Raw genomic sequence first — 13,924 nt, forward strand, 5'->3', positions numbered from 1 at the left:
AATAACTTCCTTACATTGGGTTCTGTGGGCGCCACGGCTCGATCAATGCGTCCAGGTTCAGCGCATCGGCAAAGTCCAGGAACTGATCACGCAGCCAACTGATCTGCACGCCGGCTGGCAGGGTCACGGTGAACGTGGCGTTAAGCATGGTGCCGCCGGTTTGCGGCGCCTGGTAGGTATCGCAGGTAAGATTTTCCAGCTCGACGTTATGGTCGATAAAGAACTGGCACAGCTCGTTGACGATGTCCGAGCGGTACGCCGAGCTGACATACGCCACATAAGGCAAGGCCTGCGGGCGGTTTTCCAGCGCGGCGCTGCGCACCACATTGACGGTGAAGTCATGCTTCTTGGCAAGGCCCGGCAGGCCGGTTTCCAGGCGCGCCAGGGCGTCCCAGGTGCCGGAGATCTGCAGCACCAGCGCGCTGCATTCGCCGTGACGGGTCAGGCGCGAGGTTACGACGGCGCAGCGGTTTTCATGGCTGGCGCGGCACAGGACGTTGGTCAGCTCCATGGGGTTGGCGCCGAGGGCACTGATAACAAGGAATTGTTCGCGAACTGTGGGGGTGGACATGCAGCCTTCCTAAAACGATGAGCGGTCGATACCGTGAGGGCTGTATCGATCAAAGGATCAAGGGTAGCGAAAAGCATCGCGAAGGGATAGGAGGTGGCGTTTTCATTGTGTGAATGGCCTGCTTGTAGCAGCGCTTTTGCCCAATGATGGCATTGCCCGTCGTTTAGTTGCGCTAGAACGCATCCTCACGCGGTACTTCGCTTGTACAAGCATCTTGGCGCCAGTACCATTACGGCTCTCTTTTTCCGGCAGGAGCGGTTGCATGATTGCGGGCAGTATGGTGGCACTGGTCACACCCATGGATGCACAAGGTCATCTCGACTGGGACAGCCTTGGCAAACTGGTGGACTTCCACCTGCAAGAAGGCACCAATGCCATCGTGGCGGTCGGCACCACTGGTGAGTCGGCCACCCTTGATGTGGAAGAGCACATCCAGGTCATCGAATTCGTGGTCAAGCGTGTGGCGGGCCGTATCGCGGTGATTGCCGGTACCGGTGCCAACTCCACGCGTGAAGCGATCGAACTGACCAAAAACGCCAAAAAATCCGGCGCCGATGCCTGCCTGCTGGTTACCCCGTACTACAACAAGCCGACCCAGGAAGGCCTGTACCAGCACTTCAAGGCGATCGCCGAAGCCGTCGACATCCCGCAGATCCTCTACAACGTTCCCGGCCGCACTGCCTGTGACATGAAAGCCGAGACGGTGATCCGTCTGTCCACCGTGCCGAACATCATCGGTATCAAGGAAGCCACCGGAGACCTGCAACGCGCCAGGGACATCCTGGCCGGCGTGAGCAGCGACTTTTTGCTGTATTCGGGTGACGACGCCACGGCGGTCGAACTGATGCTGCTGGGCGGCAAGGGCAACATCTCCGTGACCGCCAACGTTGCCCCGCGTGCCATGAGTGACCTCTGCGCCGCTGCCATTGCCGGCGATGCCGTAACAGCGCGTGCGATCCACGAAAAACTGATGCCGCTCAACAAGACACTGTTTGTCGAATCCAACCCTATCCCCGTGAAATGGGCGCTGGTCGAGATGGGCCTGATGCCGGACGGTATACGTCTGCCGCTCACCCCGCTCAGCCAAGCCTTTCACGAACCGCTGCGACAGGCCCTGCGCCAGTCCGGCGTCCTGGTTTAATTGAGGAAGCACTACGCATGAAGCGATTGGCCGGACTTTCCGCACTTGCCTTGATTATCTCCAGCACCAGTGGCTGCGGTTGGATCTGGGGCCCGGAAGGCTACTTCCGTGACCGCGGCAGCGATTACCTGGAAGCACAAGCAACCAAACCGATGCAACTGCCACCGGACGTCAATGTCGCCAAGCGCCTTGACCCGTTGCTGCCGATTCCGCGCAACGTTGCCGACGACACCACCAAAGGTGAGTACGTCGTGCCACGCCCGCAGCCGATTGCAGCCGTGGCGGACGCCAGCGACTACAGCCTGCAGAAGAGCGGCGACTCGCGTTGGGTTGTGGCTCAGCGTCCACCTGCCGAAGTCTGGCCGGTGGCGGTGCAGTTCTTCCAAGACAATGGGTTCCGCATTGACGAGCAGCGTCCGCAGACCGGTGAATTCACCACTGCGTGGCAGCACGGCAGCGAACTGTCCGCCAGCATGGCCAAACGTCTGCAGTCGAGTGGCGTAGCCGCCGACGGCGAGACCCGTGTGCGCGTGCGCATCGAGCCGGGTGTGCAACGCAATACCAGTGAAGTCTACGTGGTCAGCGCCGAGCGTCCCGCAGGCAGCACTGCCAATGTCGAGTTCACCAATCGCTCGGTCAATACCGGCGTCGACGCTGCCTTGGTCGACGAGATGCTGGCCAGCATGAGTCGTATCTCCGAGAAGGGCGGTTCCGTTTCCCTGCTCGCCGCACGGGATTACGACACCCCGAGCCGCGTCAGCCTCACCGAAGACGGCAGCGGCAACGTGGTGCTGAACCTGGGTGAAGACCTGGATCGTGCCTGGGCCAGTGTCGGTCGTGCGTTGGAGCAAGGCCCTTGGCGCGTTGAAGACATCAACCGCAGCCTTGGCCTGTACTACATCAATGTGGCTGAAAAGGCCGTGAAGAAAGACGACGAGCCAGGGTTCTTCGGCAAACTGTTCGGCAGCACGCCGACCAAGGAAGAAGTCGAAACCCGTGCCGAGCGCTATCAGGTCCGTCTGAGCAAGGTAGGCGAGAGCGTGCAGGTGACCGTCGAGAAGAACATCAACACCGTGGCGCCCGCTGAAACAGCGCGCAAAGTGTTGGGCGTGATTCAGGACAACCTGGGCTGATCCGATGCGTTTTGCCGTTCTCGGCAGCGGTAGCCAAGGGAACGGCACGCTGGTCGCTCATGACGACACGTACGTACTGGTCGATTGCGGTTTCTCGCTGAGGGAAACCGAGCGGCGGCTGCTGCGCCTTGGGGTGCATCCCGCGCAGCTGAGTGCGATTCTGGTGACCCACGAACATGCCGATCATGTGCATGGCGTGGGTTTGCTGTCTCGGCGCTACAATCTTCCGGTGTACCTCAGTCGCGGCACTCTGCGCGGGATGCGCAAACCCATTGAGCCTGCAGGTTTCCTGGCCGGCGGCGAGCAACTGCAGGTCGGCGCCTTGAGCATCGATGTGATCGCAGTCGCCCACGACGCTCAGGAACCGACGCAGTATGTTTTCAGTGACGGCCAGCGGCGCTTCGGCGTACTGACCGACCTGGGTTCCTACTGCGCCAGGGTGCTGGACGGTTACCGCGATCTCGATGCCTTGATGATCGAGTCCAACCACTGTCGGGACCTGCTGGCGCGCGGTCATTACCCCTACTTTCTCAAGCAGCGGGTGGGCGGCGAACTCGGGCATTTGAACAACCATCAGGCGGCGTACCTGGTGTATGAGTTGGGCTGGCAAGACCTGCAGCACCTGGTCCTGGCCCACCTGAGCAGCAAGAACAACCTGCCGCAGCTTGCCCGGCAATGTTTCGTCGACACCCTTGGGTGCGACCCGGACTGGCTGCAAATGGCCGATCAAGATTCAGGGCTCGACTGGCGCCACATCGCCTAGCCCACCTCACTCAAAGCGGAGCCCATCATGGAAAAACGTGAAGAACTCTACCGCGGCAAAGCCAAGTCGGTGTACAAAACCGACGACGCCAACCGCCTGATCCTGCTGTTTCGCAACGACACCTCGGCGTTCGACGGCAAGCGCATCGAGCAACTTGATCGCAAGGGTATGGTGAACAACAAGTTCAACGCCTTCATCATGCAGAAGCTCGAAGCGGCCGGTATTCCGACTCAATTCGACAAACTGCTGGGCGACAACGAGTGCCTGGTGAAGAAGCTCGACATGATCCCGGTGGAATGCGTCGTGCGTAACTACGCCGCTGGCAGCCTGGTCAAGCGTCTGGGCGTGGAGGAGGGCCTCAAGCTCAACCCTTACACCTTCGAACTGTTCCTCAAGGACGACGCAAAGGGCGACCCGTTCATCAACGAATCCCACGTGGTGGCATTCGGCTGGGGCACCGCTGAGCAACTGGCGCGCATGAAGGAACTGTCCCTCAAGGTCAACGACGTGCTGAGCAAGCTGTTCGACGATGCAGGCCTGCTGCTGGTGGACTTCAAGCTGGAGTTTGGCGTGTTCCACGATGGCTCCATCGTCCTGGGCGACGAGTTCAGCCCGGACGGCTGCCGCCTGTGGGACAAGGACACCCGCAAGAAGATGGACAAGGACCGCTTCCGCCAGGGCCTCGGTGACGTCATCGAAGCCTACGAAGAAGTCGCCAATCGCCTCGGCGTACCGCTGTAATCGACGCAAGCATCTGATAGCACGGAAAAAAATCGCCTCGGCGCTTTGCATCCACGAACCATGCTGTTATGATGCGCGCCGTTGGAGAGATGCCAGAGTGGCCGAATGGGACGGATTCGAAATCCGTTGTACCTTCACCGGTACCTAGGGTTCGAATCCCTATCTCTCCGCCATTATCGAACAAGACAAAGCCCCTGAAATGGTTGAACATTTCAGGGGCTTTTTCGTTCCTGCCGTTTGAATATGACCAGCGCCGAGGCGTTCAATCGTAAGCGAACTGGTCAATCAATCCCAAGCGAGGCACATGAGTATCGGGCCGCAACAGCGCGCCAGGGTCAATGACGGCGTTTGCACCAATCTTGCAACCGTCTCCCACCAGGGCACCGAATGTGTTCACTCCCGTCTCGATCACTTTATCCAGATAACGGATTTTGATTTGCGCCCCGTTCAGTTCGTTGCGGTAATTGGCAATGATCGCACCGGCCTCGATATTTACGGCCTCAGCGGGCATCAGGCCCAGGGTGGGCCATTGTTCGATGAATGCATTGATTTCAAACAGCGTCATGGCGTGTTATTCCGAAAAAGGTAACCGCAGATCTGCACGGCCCGAGCTAAAACAATAACGCTACTTTTTACCCTTCGATTTTGTCGACGGTTTTTTATCCGTTTCCCTCACCGTCTCCCTTGGCCTTTTCTTCGCCTCAGCTTCCGTCACGTATTCCCCTGTAACTGCATCACGATAGCGTGTTGGCATATAAAGCTCCCTGACAGTAGGTCGCCACAGCGGCGACAGGTTTGAGGCTAGCTCGCAGCCTTGCGCGCGCAAGTTTCAGGGCGGGCATTCTCTTTACCAGGTTTTTCCAGATCGAATACGTCTGCGGCTAAAACAAAAAAGGCCCGCCAAACTCATCGCCTGGCAGGCCTCTGCAAAAGCTAGCGGTCAGGCTGGCTGCGCGACCAGTCGGTTGCTGACATTCCTCCCCAGCACCAGCACCGTCACAAACCCGAAGCCCACCAGTACCGTGGCAAGACTCAACAACACCGAGCTGCCCATCTGATCAACGATCTGCCCGCCAAAGAACGAGCCCAGGGCAATGATCACCTGAAACAGCGCGACAAACAGCGGCATGCCGCGCTCCACATCCTTGGGCGCCACCACGAACATCCAGATGCTGGAGCACGCCGGGAACGCGCCGAACGCGAAGCCCCACAGCGCGATCAGTAGCGCGGCGCCGGTCATGCCGGTGGCGAAGTGGGGGAACAGCGCGGTGCTGGTGCCGATCATCAGCGCGACCAGCAGCAGGGTATTGCGCACGCTGCGATTGGCGGCGAAACCAGCGAACACATTGCCCGCCACCCCGGCCACACCAAACAGCAGCAGCAACGAGCTGATGGTCTGCCCATCAAAGCCGGCACTGTATTTGAAAAACGGCGCGACATAAGTGTAGGCAGCAAAGTGCGCCAGCCCGATCAGCAGTACCGCAATCAGGCCCACCCGCGCCTGCGGGTTGTAAAACAACGCCGGCAGGTCACTGACACGAATCGCTTTTTCCGGATTGAGCCGTGGCAGCAGAAGCACCTGCGCCAGCAGCACCGGTACGCCCATCAGTGCGGTCACCAGAAAGGTCATGCGCCAGCCCATCAGGCCGCTGAGCCAGGTGCCCACCGGCACGCCCAGCACGGTGGCCAGGGTCACGCCCATCATGATGATCGACGTAGCTTTCGCCACGTCGACGCCCTTGGGCGCCAGGCGGCCACTGAGGGCGATGGCCGTGGCCCAGAAGCCGCCGATGCTGATGCCCAGTAATACACGCCCAAACAACAGCACGTTGAAATCACTGGCAAACGCCACGATGCCGTTGGCGACAATCATGATCAGCGTCAGGCTGATCAGCAGATAGCGACGGTCCATCGCGCCGATGCTCACTGACAGAAACGGCGCTGCGAGGGCAGCCATGATGCCGGGCAGGGTCACCATCAGCCCTGCGTGGCCGGCCGTGATGCCCAGGTCGCTGGCGACGTCGTTGAGCACGCCCACCGGGAGAAACTCACTGGTCACCAGGGCGAATGCGCCCACGGCAACCGACAGAATCGCCAGCCACTGCTGTTTGACGCTCTGTTGATTATGTTCGGGAAGGCCGCTGGAGGCCTGGCTGGCACTTGGCATGGTGTCGGGTTCCAAGGATGAATGTCGCCTTTAGTCAGGCGGGGGGAGGGCTGCGGGAGGGGATTATAGAGATGACCGCCGACAAATCGGCAGGCGCTTGTTTCGATAGTCATCATCAGTGTGATCGATGTGATGCTTTGAGCACGAATTCTACCTTGGATATCAGGACTCTTTATTTCCGTTTTTTTCCCTCAAGTCCAAGCCTGTCAGGCCGAAACGCTGTCATACGATGTCGTATCCCTCCCCATGAGAGCCCTCAAAATGTCCCTTCGCAGCCTGTCCATCGCCCGCCGTGCCGGTCTGGGTTTTGCCTTGATTGCCTTGCTTGTGGCCCTGCTGGGCTTTTTCGCGCTGTCGAACATGGCGAGTATTCGCGCCCGGGCGGTGCAGGTGGAGCGTGGGCTGGTGCCGAAGATGCGGCTGGTGGCCGATATTCGCGAAATCATGCTGCGTATCCGCACGATTTCGTTGCGCATGGCGTTGGACACCAACCCGGCGAACCTTGCGATGTACCGCGGTCAGATGGACACCCGCAGCCAGGACCTGACCAAGAAGCTGGCCGAGCTCGACGCGTTGGTCGACACGCCTGAAGTGCGCGCGCTTTACGATCAGTTCCAGGTCTCGCTGCGCCAGTACCAGCAAGGGCTGTCGCAGTCGTTCGTGCTGGCCGACAAGCAACAGGGCGCTGAACTCAACAAGTTGCTGCTGGTGGACATGAAAACAGTGGTCGATGGCTCCGGGGCCCAGCTCAACGCACTCAGCGACTATTACAACAGCCAGATCAACCAGCTGGGCCAGGCGGCAGAGGCGCAATACAGCCGCTCGCTCACCATGGTGTTCGGTTTTGTGATCCTGGCGGGGGTGAGCACGGTGGCCCTGGCCTGGTTGTTGACGCGCAGTATTGTCGGCCCATTGGGACAGGCCATGCGTGCTGCGGAAAACGTTGCACGCGGCGATCTGACGCAGACCGTCGAAGTCAGCGGCGACGACGAGGTGACCCGCTTGCTCGTCGCGTTGCAATCGATGCAAGGCAACCTGCGCGATACCTTGCAGCTGATTCGCCAGTCTGCGGTACAAGTGTCCGCCTCGGCCACCGACCTCAATGGCATCACCGACCAGAGCAGCCGCAGCCTGCAACAGCAAACGGCAGAGATCGAGCAGGCAGCCACGGCGGTCAACGAGATGACCTCGGCCGCCGACGAGGTGGCGCGCAACGCGGTTTCTACTTCCGAATCCACCAGGCTCTCCAATGAAACCGCGCGCGAAGGCCAGCACCGCGTCGGCGAAACAGTCAGCGCGATTCAGGCCCTGAGTAGCAACATCGGCGAAACCTCGAACCTGGTGCAGAACCTGGCCGAGCAATCGCGGGACATCGGCAAGGTGCTCGACGTGATTCGCTCCATCGCCGAGCAGACCAACCTGCTGGCCCTTAACGCCGCTATCGAGGCGGCGCGTGCCGGCGAATCAGGGCGTGGCTTCGCGGTGGTGGCCGATGAAGTGCGGGCGCTGGCCCATCGCACCCAGCAATCGACCCTGGAGATCGACCAGATGGTGACCGCCATGCGCACGGGCTCCAATGATGCGCTGGCGTCGATGCAGTCAAGCACCCAGCGCGCCACCGAGACCTTGAGCCTGGCCGAGGGCGCTGGTGGTGCCTTGAGTCGGATCACTGATTCGATCGATGAGATTCACCAGCGCAACCTGGTGATCGCCAGTGCGGCCGAGGAGCAGGCCCAGGTGGCCAAAGAAGTCGACCGCAACATCGTGAATATCCGTGACCTGTCGGCGCAGTCGTCCTCGGGCGCCGGGCAGGTCAGCGGTTCGAGCCAGGAGCTGGCACGCTTGGCGGTAGCGCTCAACGACGCCGTGGCGCGGTTTCGCCTGTAGTGCCTGGGGAGCGTCGGCCTAGACCCGACGCTCCATCCCCTGGCGAATTTTCTCCAGCAGTTCATCGATGTGAAACGGCTTGGTGATCAAGTCCATGCGTTCGCCCAGAAAGCTCTGACGATTGGCCGCATTTTCCGCATAGCCGGTCATGAACAAAATCGGCAAGTCAGTGCGCAGCACGCGCGCATGGTCGGCCAGTTCACGGCCGGTCATATACGGCAGGCCGTAATCGGTCAGCAACAGGTCGATGCTCGGGTCGGCCTGCAGGATCACCATGGCCTCGTCGCCGTCGGCGGCCAGACTGCACTGGTAGCCGGCATCCACCAGCACTTCGGCGACGAAGCTGCGCACCGACGGCATGTCCTCCACGATCAGAATGTGCTCGCCCTTGCTCACCCCAGGTACCGCCACCAGCTTTGTGGCCAGCGTGGCCGGGCCTTCGGCGGCGGGCAGCATGATGGTGACTTCGGTGCCCTGGCGGGTGACGCTGCGGATCTGCGCATCGCCGCCGGACTGGCGTGCGAAACCGTAGATGGTCGACAGACCCAAGCCTGTGCCCTGGCCCACCGGCTTGGTGGTGAAGAAAGGGTCGAACACCTTGTCGATCACGCTGTGGTCGATACCCACGCCGTTATCGCGTACCGACAGCGCAATATAGGGACCGTTTTCCAGCTCGAGGTTGCCATTGGAATACGCTGGGTAAGTGGTGACCCAGATGATGCCGCCCTGGGGCAGGGCATCGCGGGCATTGATCACCAGGTTGAGCACCGCGCTCTCCAGCTGGATCGGGTCCACCAGCGCCACCGCCGGGTTGCTGGTCAGCTCCAGCTTCAGGGCGATGTGTTCGCCAATGGTGCGCACCAGCAGCTCTTCGAGTGAGCGGATGTGCGCATTGATATCGATAGGGCGCGTGTCCAACGGCTGCTGGCGGGCAAAGGCCAGCAGTCGATTGGTCAAGCCGGCCGCGCTGAGGGCCGAACTTAGCGCCGCATCGGCGTAGCCCAGGACCTTCTCGGTGCGCTGGCTCTCGATGCGTTTTTTGATCAGCTCCAGGCTGGTGATGATCCCGGTGAGCAGGTTGTTGAAGTCGTGGGCGATGCCCCCGGTGAGCTTGCCCAGGGCGTCCATCTTCTGCGCCTGCAACAGTTGCGCCTCGGTGCGCGCCAGTTGGCGCGCGGCATTGGCCAGTTCGGCCTGCTGATGGCGCTCGCGGTGGCGGTGCTCGGTCACGTCCTCCACGAACACCAGGCTCAGCTCGACACGGTTGTACGGTGAAATCTGCCACTCGGTCTCGCGCAATTCGCCATTCACGTTCAACTGCAGGGTGCCTTTCCAGCGCTCGCCGGCTGACAGGCGCTGGCACAGTTCGCCGATGACGGCACGCTGGCCGTCGGCAAAGCATTCGAGCAGGGCGTCGGGGTTGAGGTTGTCGTGAATCAACTGCGCGAAGGCGTGGTTGCATTCGTGGACTTTGAGCTGCGCATCCATTACTGCAATCGGCGCGCTGATATTGAAAAAAATCTCGCGAAAGCGCGCCTCGCTTTCGCGCAGCGCATATTCGGTGTCACGCACCCGCAGCAGGGTGCGCAGGGTCGCCAGCAGCACATCCGGGTCCACCGGGTGGATGAGGTAGGCATCGGCCCCCGCGTCCAGGCCGGTGATGATGTCGCCGGTCTCGATGGACGCCGCCGACACATGCACCACCGGCAGCAACGCGGTGGACGGGTCGGCGCGCAGGCGGCGCACGATATCGAAGCCACTCATGTCCGGCAGGTTGACGTCCAGAATCAGCGCGTCGATTTTTTCGCGCGCGATAAGGTCCAGCCCGTCCTGGCCAGTGCCGGCTTCCAGCACATGGCCATAGTGACGCTCCAGGCGGCGGCGCAGGGCATAGCGCGTGGCGGCGTTGTCGTCGACGATCAGTAATCGAATGTCACGCTTCATCGACAGTCTCGTTTTCGATGGACAGAGGAATGATCACGTAGAACAGCGAGCCCACGCCGGGCGTACTTTCCACGCCCACGCGTCCGCCCAGCAGTTCAGCGAAACGCTTGCACAGCGACAGGCCCAGGCCGGTGCCGCGCAGGCGTTTTTGCAGCGGCGAGTCGATCTGCGAAAAGTCTTCGAACAGGTTGTTGTGCAGCTCGGCGGGAATGCCCAGGCCCGTGTCCAGCACCGCAAAGCGCATCTCGCGGTCGTTCTCCATGCGGGCCGACACCCGCACCTCGCCTTGCAGGGTGAATTTGAGCGCGTTGGAGATGAAGTTGCGCAGGATCTGCGCCAGCTTCTTGTCATCGGTATACAGCTTGGGCAAGCCGGCGGGCTCTTCAAAGATCAGGTCCACCGACGAGGCATCGACGATGGGCCGGAACATTCCGCGCAGCGCCGAGAACAGATCGAACATGTCGAACCACGCCGGCGAGATGGAAATACGCCCGGCCTCGATCTTGGCCAGGTCCAGCAGGTCATCGACCATTTCCCGCAGCTCGCTGGCGGAGCTGCGAATGAACCCGACCTGAGTGTGTTGCTCAGGGCTCAGCGGGCCATCGAGTTCATCCACCAGCAGGCTGGTGATGCTCAGGATCGAACCCAGGGGTGTGCGAAATTCATGGCTCATATACGACAGGAAGCGGCTCTTGAGGTCCGATGCCTGGCGCAGTTGGTCGGCCTGCATGTCCAGCTCGGCATACAGCGCCAGCACGCCCTGGTTGGTCTCTTCCAGTTCGGCGCGCAGGGCGTCGCCTTCCAGGCGCAGGCGTTTGACTTCATCGGCGAGGGAGGCAGTGGTTTCAGCCATTGATGGCCTCCAGGGCAATCACGAACACGGTAACGTCATCCCGGCCGCGACAGAAATCACGGTGCAGAATGGCGGCGATCAGGGCCGGATGGCGGTGCACCAGGCCCGGGTAATCGGCAAGGTTCCAGCGTGACTGCAAGCCGTCGCTGTACAGAATCAGCAACTGTCCGGTCACTTGAGCGTAGTCGAAGGGCTGGGCCTTGCGAAATTGCACGCCGACGATCCCGGGGTGCGAGGCCAGCCCCCGAGGCTTGCCATGGCCGATCAGGCTGGCGCCGATGTTGCCGATGCCGGTGAAGCGCAGGGTGTCGGCCGAGGCATCGTATTGAGCAATCGCCATGGCGCCGCCGCGGGTGCCGCTCATGCCCACATGCAGGTCGTTCATCAGCACGGTCGGGTCGAGAAACGCATCCTGCGCGAACACCGCCTCACCGGCCTGCGCGGCGCGCTCGGCATCGATGCCATGGCCCAGGCCATCAGCCACCATCACGCTGAAGCGTCCCGGCTCGACCATCAGGTGCCAGGCATCGCCGCAATGCGGGTCGTCGTGCAACGAATGCTGGCTGACCCCGTAACGGATGTCGCGAGCCGTCGAGGCTCGTGGATACAGGCGCGCGAGCATCGCCGTGCCACGCGAATCGGCATGTACATCGAACACCTGGGCCAGGCGCGAAATCGCGCCCATGCCGATGCCCTGGGTGCCGCTGGTGGAAAAACCGTCCACCAGGCAGTTATCCAGGTCGAAGCCCTGACCGCGGTCCACGGCGATCATCTCCACGCCGCCGTTGCCGGTGGCGCGCAGGTGCAACTGGCCGTGATTGGCATGCTTGAGGATGTTGCTGGCAAGCTCGGTGGCCACCAGCGCCACGCGCCCGGCGTCGGTTTCGTCAAAGCCCAGTTGCTCGGCCAGCAGCTGCGCCGTGCGGCGCGCGTAGCCCACCTGACTGACGTCCTCGACCCCTAGCACCTGGGTCAGTGCACTGTGAATATTCAGGACCATCGGGTGATCGTCACGCGGGTGCCTTTACCCGGCGCGGTCTCCAGTTCGAATTCATCCACCAGGCGCTTGGCACCGGTCAGCCCCAGGCCCAGACCGCCACCGGAGGTCCAGCCATCGGTCATCGCCAGCTTGAGGTCGGGAATGCCCGGGCCTTCGTCACGAAAGGTCAGCCGCACGCCGGGGCGCAGGTCTTTTTCCAGCACCTCCCAATCCATATAGCCGCCACCGCCGTACACCACGGTGTTACGCGCCAGCTCGCTGACGGCCGTGACCAGCTTGGTCAGATCGATCAGGCGCATGCCGCATTCCTGGGCCAGCTTGCGTACCAATTGTCGCGCCAGCACAACGTCCTGTTCGATCAGCACGGGATGCGTGCCGCTGCTGGCTTCGGTCATGAGTGTTCAACCCGGTCGCGCAGCAATTTCATGCCGCGCTCCACATTCAATGCGGTGGCCACGCCCGGCAGGTTCATGCCCAGTTCCACCAGGGTGATGGCCACGGCCGGCTGCATGCCCACCAGCACCGTCTGGGCGTCCATGATGCGCGACAGGCCCGAGATGGTGCCGATCATGCGGCCGATGAACGAGTCGACCATGTCCAGCGCCGAAATATCGATCAACACACCGCGCGCCGAGGTGCGGCTGATGCGTTCCGACAGGTCGTCCTGCAGGGTCAGCGCGAGTTGGTCGTGCATGTCCACCTGGATGGTCACGAGCAGAAACTCGCCCATCTGCAAAATAGGGATGCGTTCCATGCTCAGACTGCCTTGCTGATGTTGACGCCCAGACGCTTGAGGGCCAGCGCCAGAGCGTCGGCCAGGTTGGCCTTGGTGACGACGCCTTGCAGGTCGAGCCCCAGGTGCACGATGGTCTGGGCAATTTGCGGACGCACGCCGCTGATGATGCAGTCGGCGCCCATCAGGCGGATCGCGGTAACGGTCTTGAGCAGGTGCTGGGCCACCAGGGTGTCCACGGTCGGCACGCCAGTGATGTCGATAATGGCGATTTCCGAACCGGTGTCGACGATGCGCTGCAGCAGCGATTCCATCACCACCTGGGTGCGTTGCGAATCCAGGGTGCCGATCATCGGCAGGGCCAGCACGCCGTCCCACAACTTGACCACCGGAGTGGACAGCTCGAGCAGTTCTTCCTGCTGGCGCTTGATCACCGCCTCACGGGATTTCTGGAAGGTGCGGATGGTGTGCATGCCCAGGCCGTCGAGCAGTTCGGACACTTCCCACAATTGCTCGGCCAGTTGCGCGCCGTCGTTGGCGTATTCGCGCTGCAGCAGGTCGAACACCGGGCCCTTGAGGGCGAAAATGAAGCTGGCGGTCTGCTGGGAATCCTGGCCGACCAGTGCGCGGCTGTGGGACAGTTTCTCCAGGAACAGCCGGGTCTGCGCCCAGTTTTCGTGATTGATGTTTTGCGAGCCGCCGTTATGCAGGGCGTCGACGAGCAGGTTGAGGAAGTCGCCCGTCTGTTGCTTGACGTCGTCCCCTTTGAGGTTGCGTGTGGCGCCCGTGGCCTCCAGGCTGTGCGTCCATTCGTTGAGCAGGTCAATGCGATTGTCTTGCAATGCCTGGACTGTTTTTGCCTGCAGAGTTGCCACGGGTAATCTCCTTTAAGCCATGAATAAAGTGATGGCAATTTATACTAAATTGCATCGCTCGGAACCTTTTTCAGCGAATCTGACAGCAACGCCCCGGCCGGGCTGACTGCGCGTGA

At 61.5% G+C, this 13,924-nt stretch carries 12 protein-coding genes, 1 tRNA gene and 3 pseudogenes; 7 read left to right on the top strand and 9 right to left on the bottom strand.

Going from position 1 to position 13,924, the window contains the following annotated elements; genetic code table 11:
• Positions 1–10: 10 nt before the first annotated feature.
• A complete protein-coding gene (locus H045_RS03940; protein WP_003172487.1) occupies positions 11–571 on the bottom strand; it encodes a glycine cleavage system transcriptional repressor in 561 nt (186 codons plus the stop codon).
• A gap of 262 nt (positions 572–833) precedes the next feature.
• On the opposite strand from H045_RS03940, the gene dapA reads away from it, so the two are divergent.
• From dapA to H045_RS03965, 5 genes are all read left to right on the top strand, one after another.
• A complete protein-coding gene (gene dapA / locus H045_RS03945) occupies positions 834–1,712 on the top strand; it encodes a 4-hydroxy-tetrahydrodipicolinate synthase (RefSeq protein ID WP_003233934.1) in 879 nt (292 codons plus the stop codon).
• A gap of 17 nt (positions 1,713–1,729) precedes the next feature.
• A complete protein-coding gene (gene bamC, locus H045_RS03950; protein WP_003233936.1) occupies positions 1,730–2,845 on the top strand; it encodes an outer membrane protein assembly factor BamC in 1,116 nt (371 codons plus the stop codon).
• 4 nt (positions 2,846–2,849) lie between these two features.
• Positions 2,850–3,608, top strand: coding sequence for an MBL fold metallo-hydrolase (locus H045_RS03955; protein ID WP_015371490.1), 759 nt, complete (start codon positions 2,850–2,852; stop codon positions 3,606–3,608).
• A gap of 27 nt (positions 3,609–3,635) precedes the next feature.
• Positions 3,636–4,349 carry a phosphoribosylaminoimidazolesuccinocarboxamide synthase gene (gene purC / locus H045_RS03960; RefSeq protein WP_003211975.1) on the top strand — a complete coding sequence of 238 codons (714 nt, stop codon included), beginning with the start codon at positions 3,636–3,638 and terminating at the stop codon, positions 4,347–4,349.
• A gap of 83 nt (positions 4,350–4,432) precedes the next feature.
• Positions 4,433–4,522 (top strand) — tRNA-Ser (locus tag H045_RS03965).
• 89 nt (positions 4,523–4,611) lie between these two features.
• Here H045_RS03965 and H045_RS03970 read toward each other — a convergent pair.
• A pseudogene (locus tag H045_RS03970) lies at positions 4,612–4,851 on the bottom strand (LbetaH domain-containing protein); the annotation flags it as partial.
• A 438-nt stretch (positions 4,852–5,289) separates the two neighbouring features.
• The gene (locus tag H045_RS03975; RefSeq protein WP_015371492.1) at positions 5,290–6,516 is read right to left on the bottom strand and encodes an MFS transporter; all 1,227 of its coding nucleotides are present in this window, start codon (positions 6,514–6,516) and stop codon (positions 5,290–5,292) included.
• Between the two features lie 261 nt (positions 6,517–6,777).
• Here H045_RS03975 and H045_RS25695 point away from each other — a divergent pair.
• Positions 6,778–7,500, top strand: a pseudogene (locus H045_RS25695) (MCP four helix bundle domain-containing protein); the annotation flags it as partial.
• Positions 7,501–7,806: 306 nt separating this feature from the next.
• A pseudogene (locus H045_RS25700) lies at positions 7,807–8,403 on the top strand (methyl-accepting chemotaxis protein); the annotation flags it as partial.
• An 18-nt stretch (positions 8,404–8,421) separates the two neighbouring features.
• On the opposite strand, the gene H045_RS03985 reads toward H045_RS25700, so the two are convergent.
• From H045_RS03985 to H045_RS04010, 6 genes are read right to left on the bottom strand one after another with little or no spacing between them, the layout of a single operon-like run.
• A complete protein-coding gene (locus H045_RS03985; RefSeq protein WP_015371494.1) occupies positions 8,422–10,347 on the bottom strand; it encodes a response regulator in 1,926 nt (641 codons plus the stop codon).
• Positions 10,337–11,200 carry a sensor histidine kinase gene (locus tag H045_RS03990; RefSeq protein WP_003233967.1) on the bottom strand — a complete coding sequence of 288 codons (864 nt, stop codon included), beginning with the start codon at positions 11,198–11,200 and terminating at the stop codon, positions 10,337–10,339. The genes H045_RS03985 and H045_RS03990 overlap by 11 nt, the downstream gene beginning before the upstream one ends.
• Positions 11,193–12,200 (bottom strand): ATP-binding protein, encoded by a 1,008-nt coding sequence (locus H045_RS03995; RefSeq protein ID WP_003233969.1) that lies wholly within the window; start codon positions 12,198–12,200, stop codon positions 11,193–11,195. The genes H045_RS03990 and H045_RS03995 overlap by 8 nt, the downstream gene beginning before the upstream one ends.
• Positions 12,191–12,595, bottom strand: coding sequence for an anti-sigma regulatory factor (locus H045_RS04000; RefSeq protein ID WP_003233971.1), 405 nt, complete (start codon positions 12,593–12,595; stop codon positions 12,191–12,193). The genes H045_RS03995 and H045_RS04000 overlap by 10 nt, the downstream gene beginning before the upstream one ends.
• On the bottom strand, positions 12,592–12,954 hold the full coding sequence (locus H045_RS04005; RefSeq protein ID WP_003233973.1) for an STAS domain-containing protein: 363 nt from the start codon (positions 12,952–12,954) through the stop codon (positions 12,592–12,594). Before H045_RS04005 ends, H045_RS04000 begins: the two co-directional genes overlap by 4 nt.
• A 2-nt stretch (positions 12,955–12,956) precedes the next feature.
• Entirely contained in the window at positions 12,957–13,808 is an 852-nt protein-coding gene (locus H045_RS04010) for an STAS domain-containing protein (protein ID WP_015371495.1), read from the bottom strand.
• Positions 13,809–13,924 lie beyond the last annotated feature (116 nt).

Origin of the sequence: Pseudomonas poae RE*1-1-14 (assembly GCF_000336465.1) — a bacterium.
In the GTDB taxonomy this organism is placed as follows: Bacteria; Pseudomonadota; Gammaproteobacteria; order Pseudomonadales; family Pseudomonadaceae; genus Aquipseudomonas; species Aquipseudomonas poae.

Bases quoted from the DNA above. Each gene is read 5' to 3' on its own strand.
- H045_RS03940 (WP_003172487.1), bottom strand. From the start codon at position 571: ATGTCCACCCCCACAGTTCGCGAACAATTCCTTGTTATCAGTGCCCTC.
- dapA (WP_003233934.1), top strand. From the start codon at position 834: ATGATTGCGGGCAGTATGGTGGCACTGGTCACACCCATGGATGCACAA.
- bamC (WP_003233936.1), top strand. From the start codon at position 1,730: ATGAAGCGATTGGCCGGACTTTCCGCACTTGCCTTGATTATCTCCAGC.
- H045_RS03955 (WP_015371490.1), top strand. From the start codon at position 2,850: ATGCGTTTTGCCGTTCTCGGCAGCGGTAGCCAAGGGAACGGCACGCTG.
- purC (WP_003211975.1), top strand. From the start codon at position 3,636: ATGGAAAAACGTGAAGAACTCTACCGCGGCAAAGCCAAGTCGGTGTAC.
- H045_RS03975 (WP_015371492.1), bottom strand. From the start codon at position 6,516: ATGCCAAGTGCCAGCCAGGCCTCCAGCGGCCTTCCCGAACATAATCAA.
- H045_RS03985 (WP_015371494.1), bottom strand. From the start codon at position 10,347: ATGAAGCGTGACATTCGATTACTGATCGTCGACGACAACGCCGCCACG.
- H045_RS03990 (WP_003233967.1), bottom strand. From the start codon at position 11,200: ATGGCTGAAACCACTGCCTCCCTCGCCGATGAAGTCAAACGCCTGCGC.
- H045_RS03995 (WP_003233969.1), bottom strand. From the start codon at position 12,200: ATGGTCCTGAATATTCACAGTGCACTGACCCAGGTGCTAGGGGTCGAG.
- H045_RS04000 (WP_003233971.1), bottom strand. From the start codon at position 12,595: ATGACCGAAGCCAGCAGCGGCACGCATCCCGTGCTGATCGAACAGGAC.
- H045_RS04005 (WP_003233973.1), bottom strand. From the start codon at position 12,954: ATGGAACGCATCCCTATTTTGCAGATGGGCGAGTTTCTGCTCGTGACC.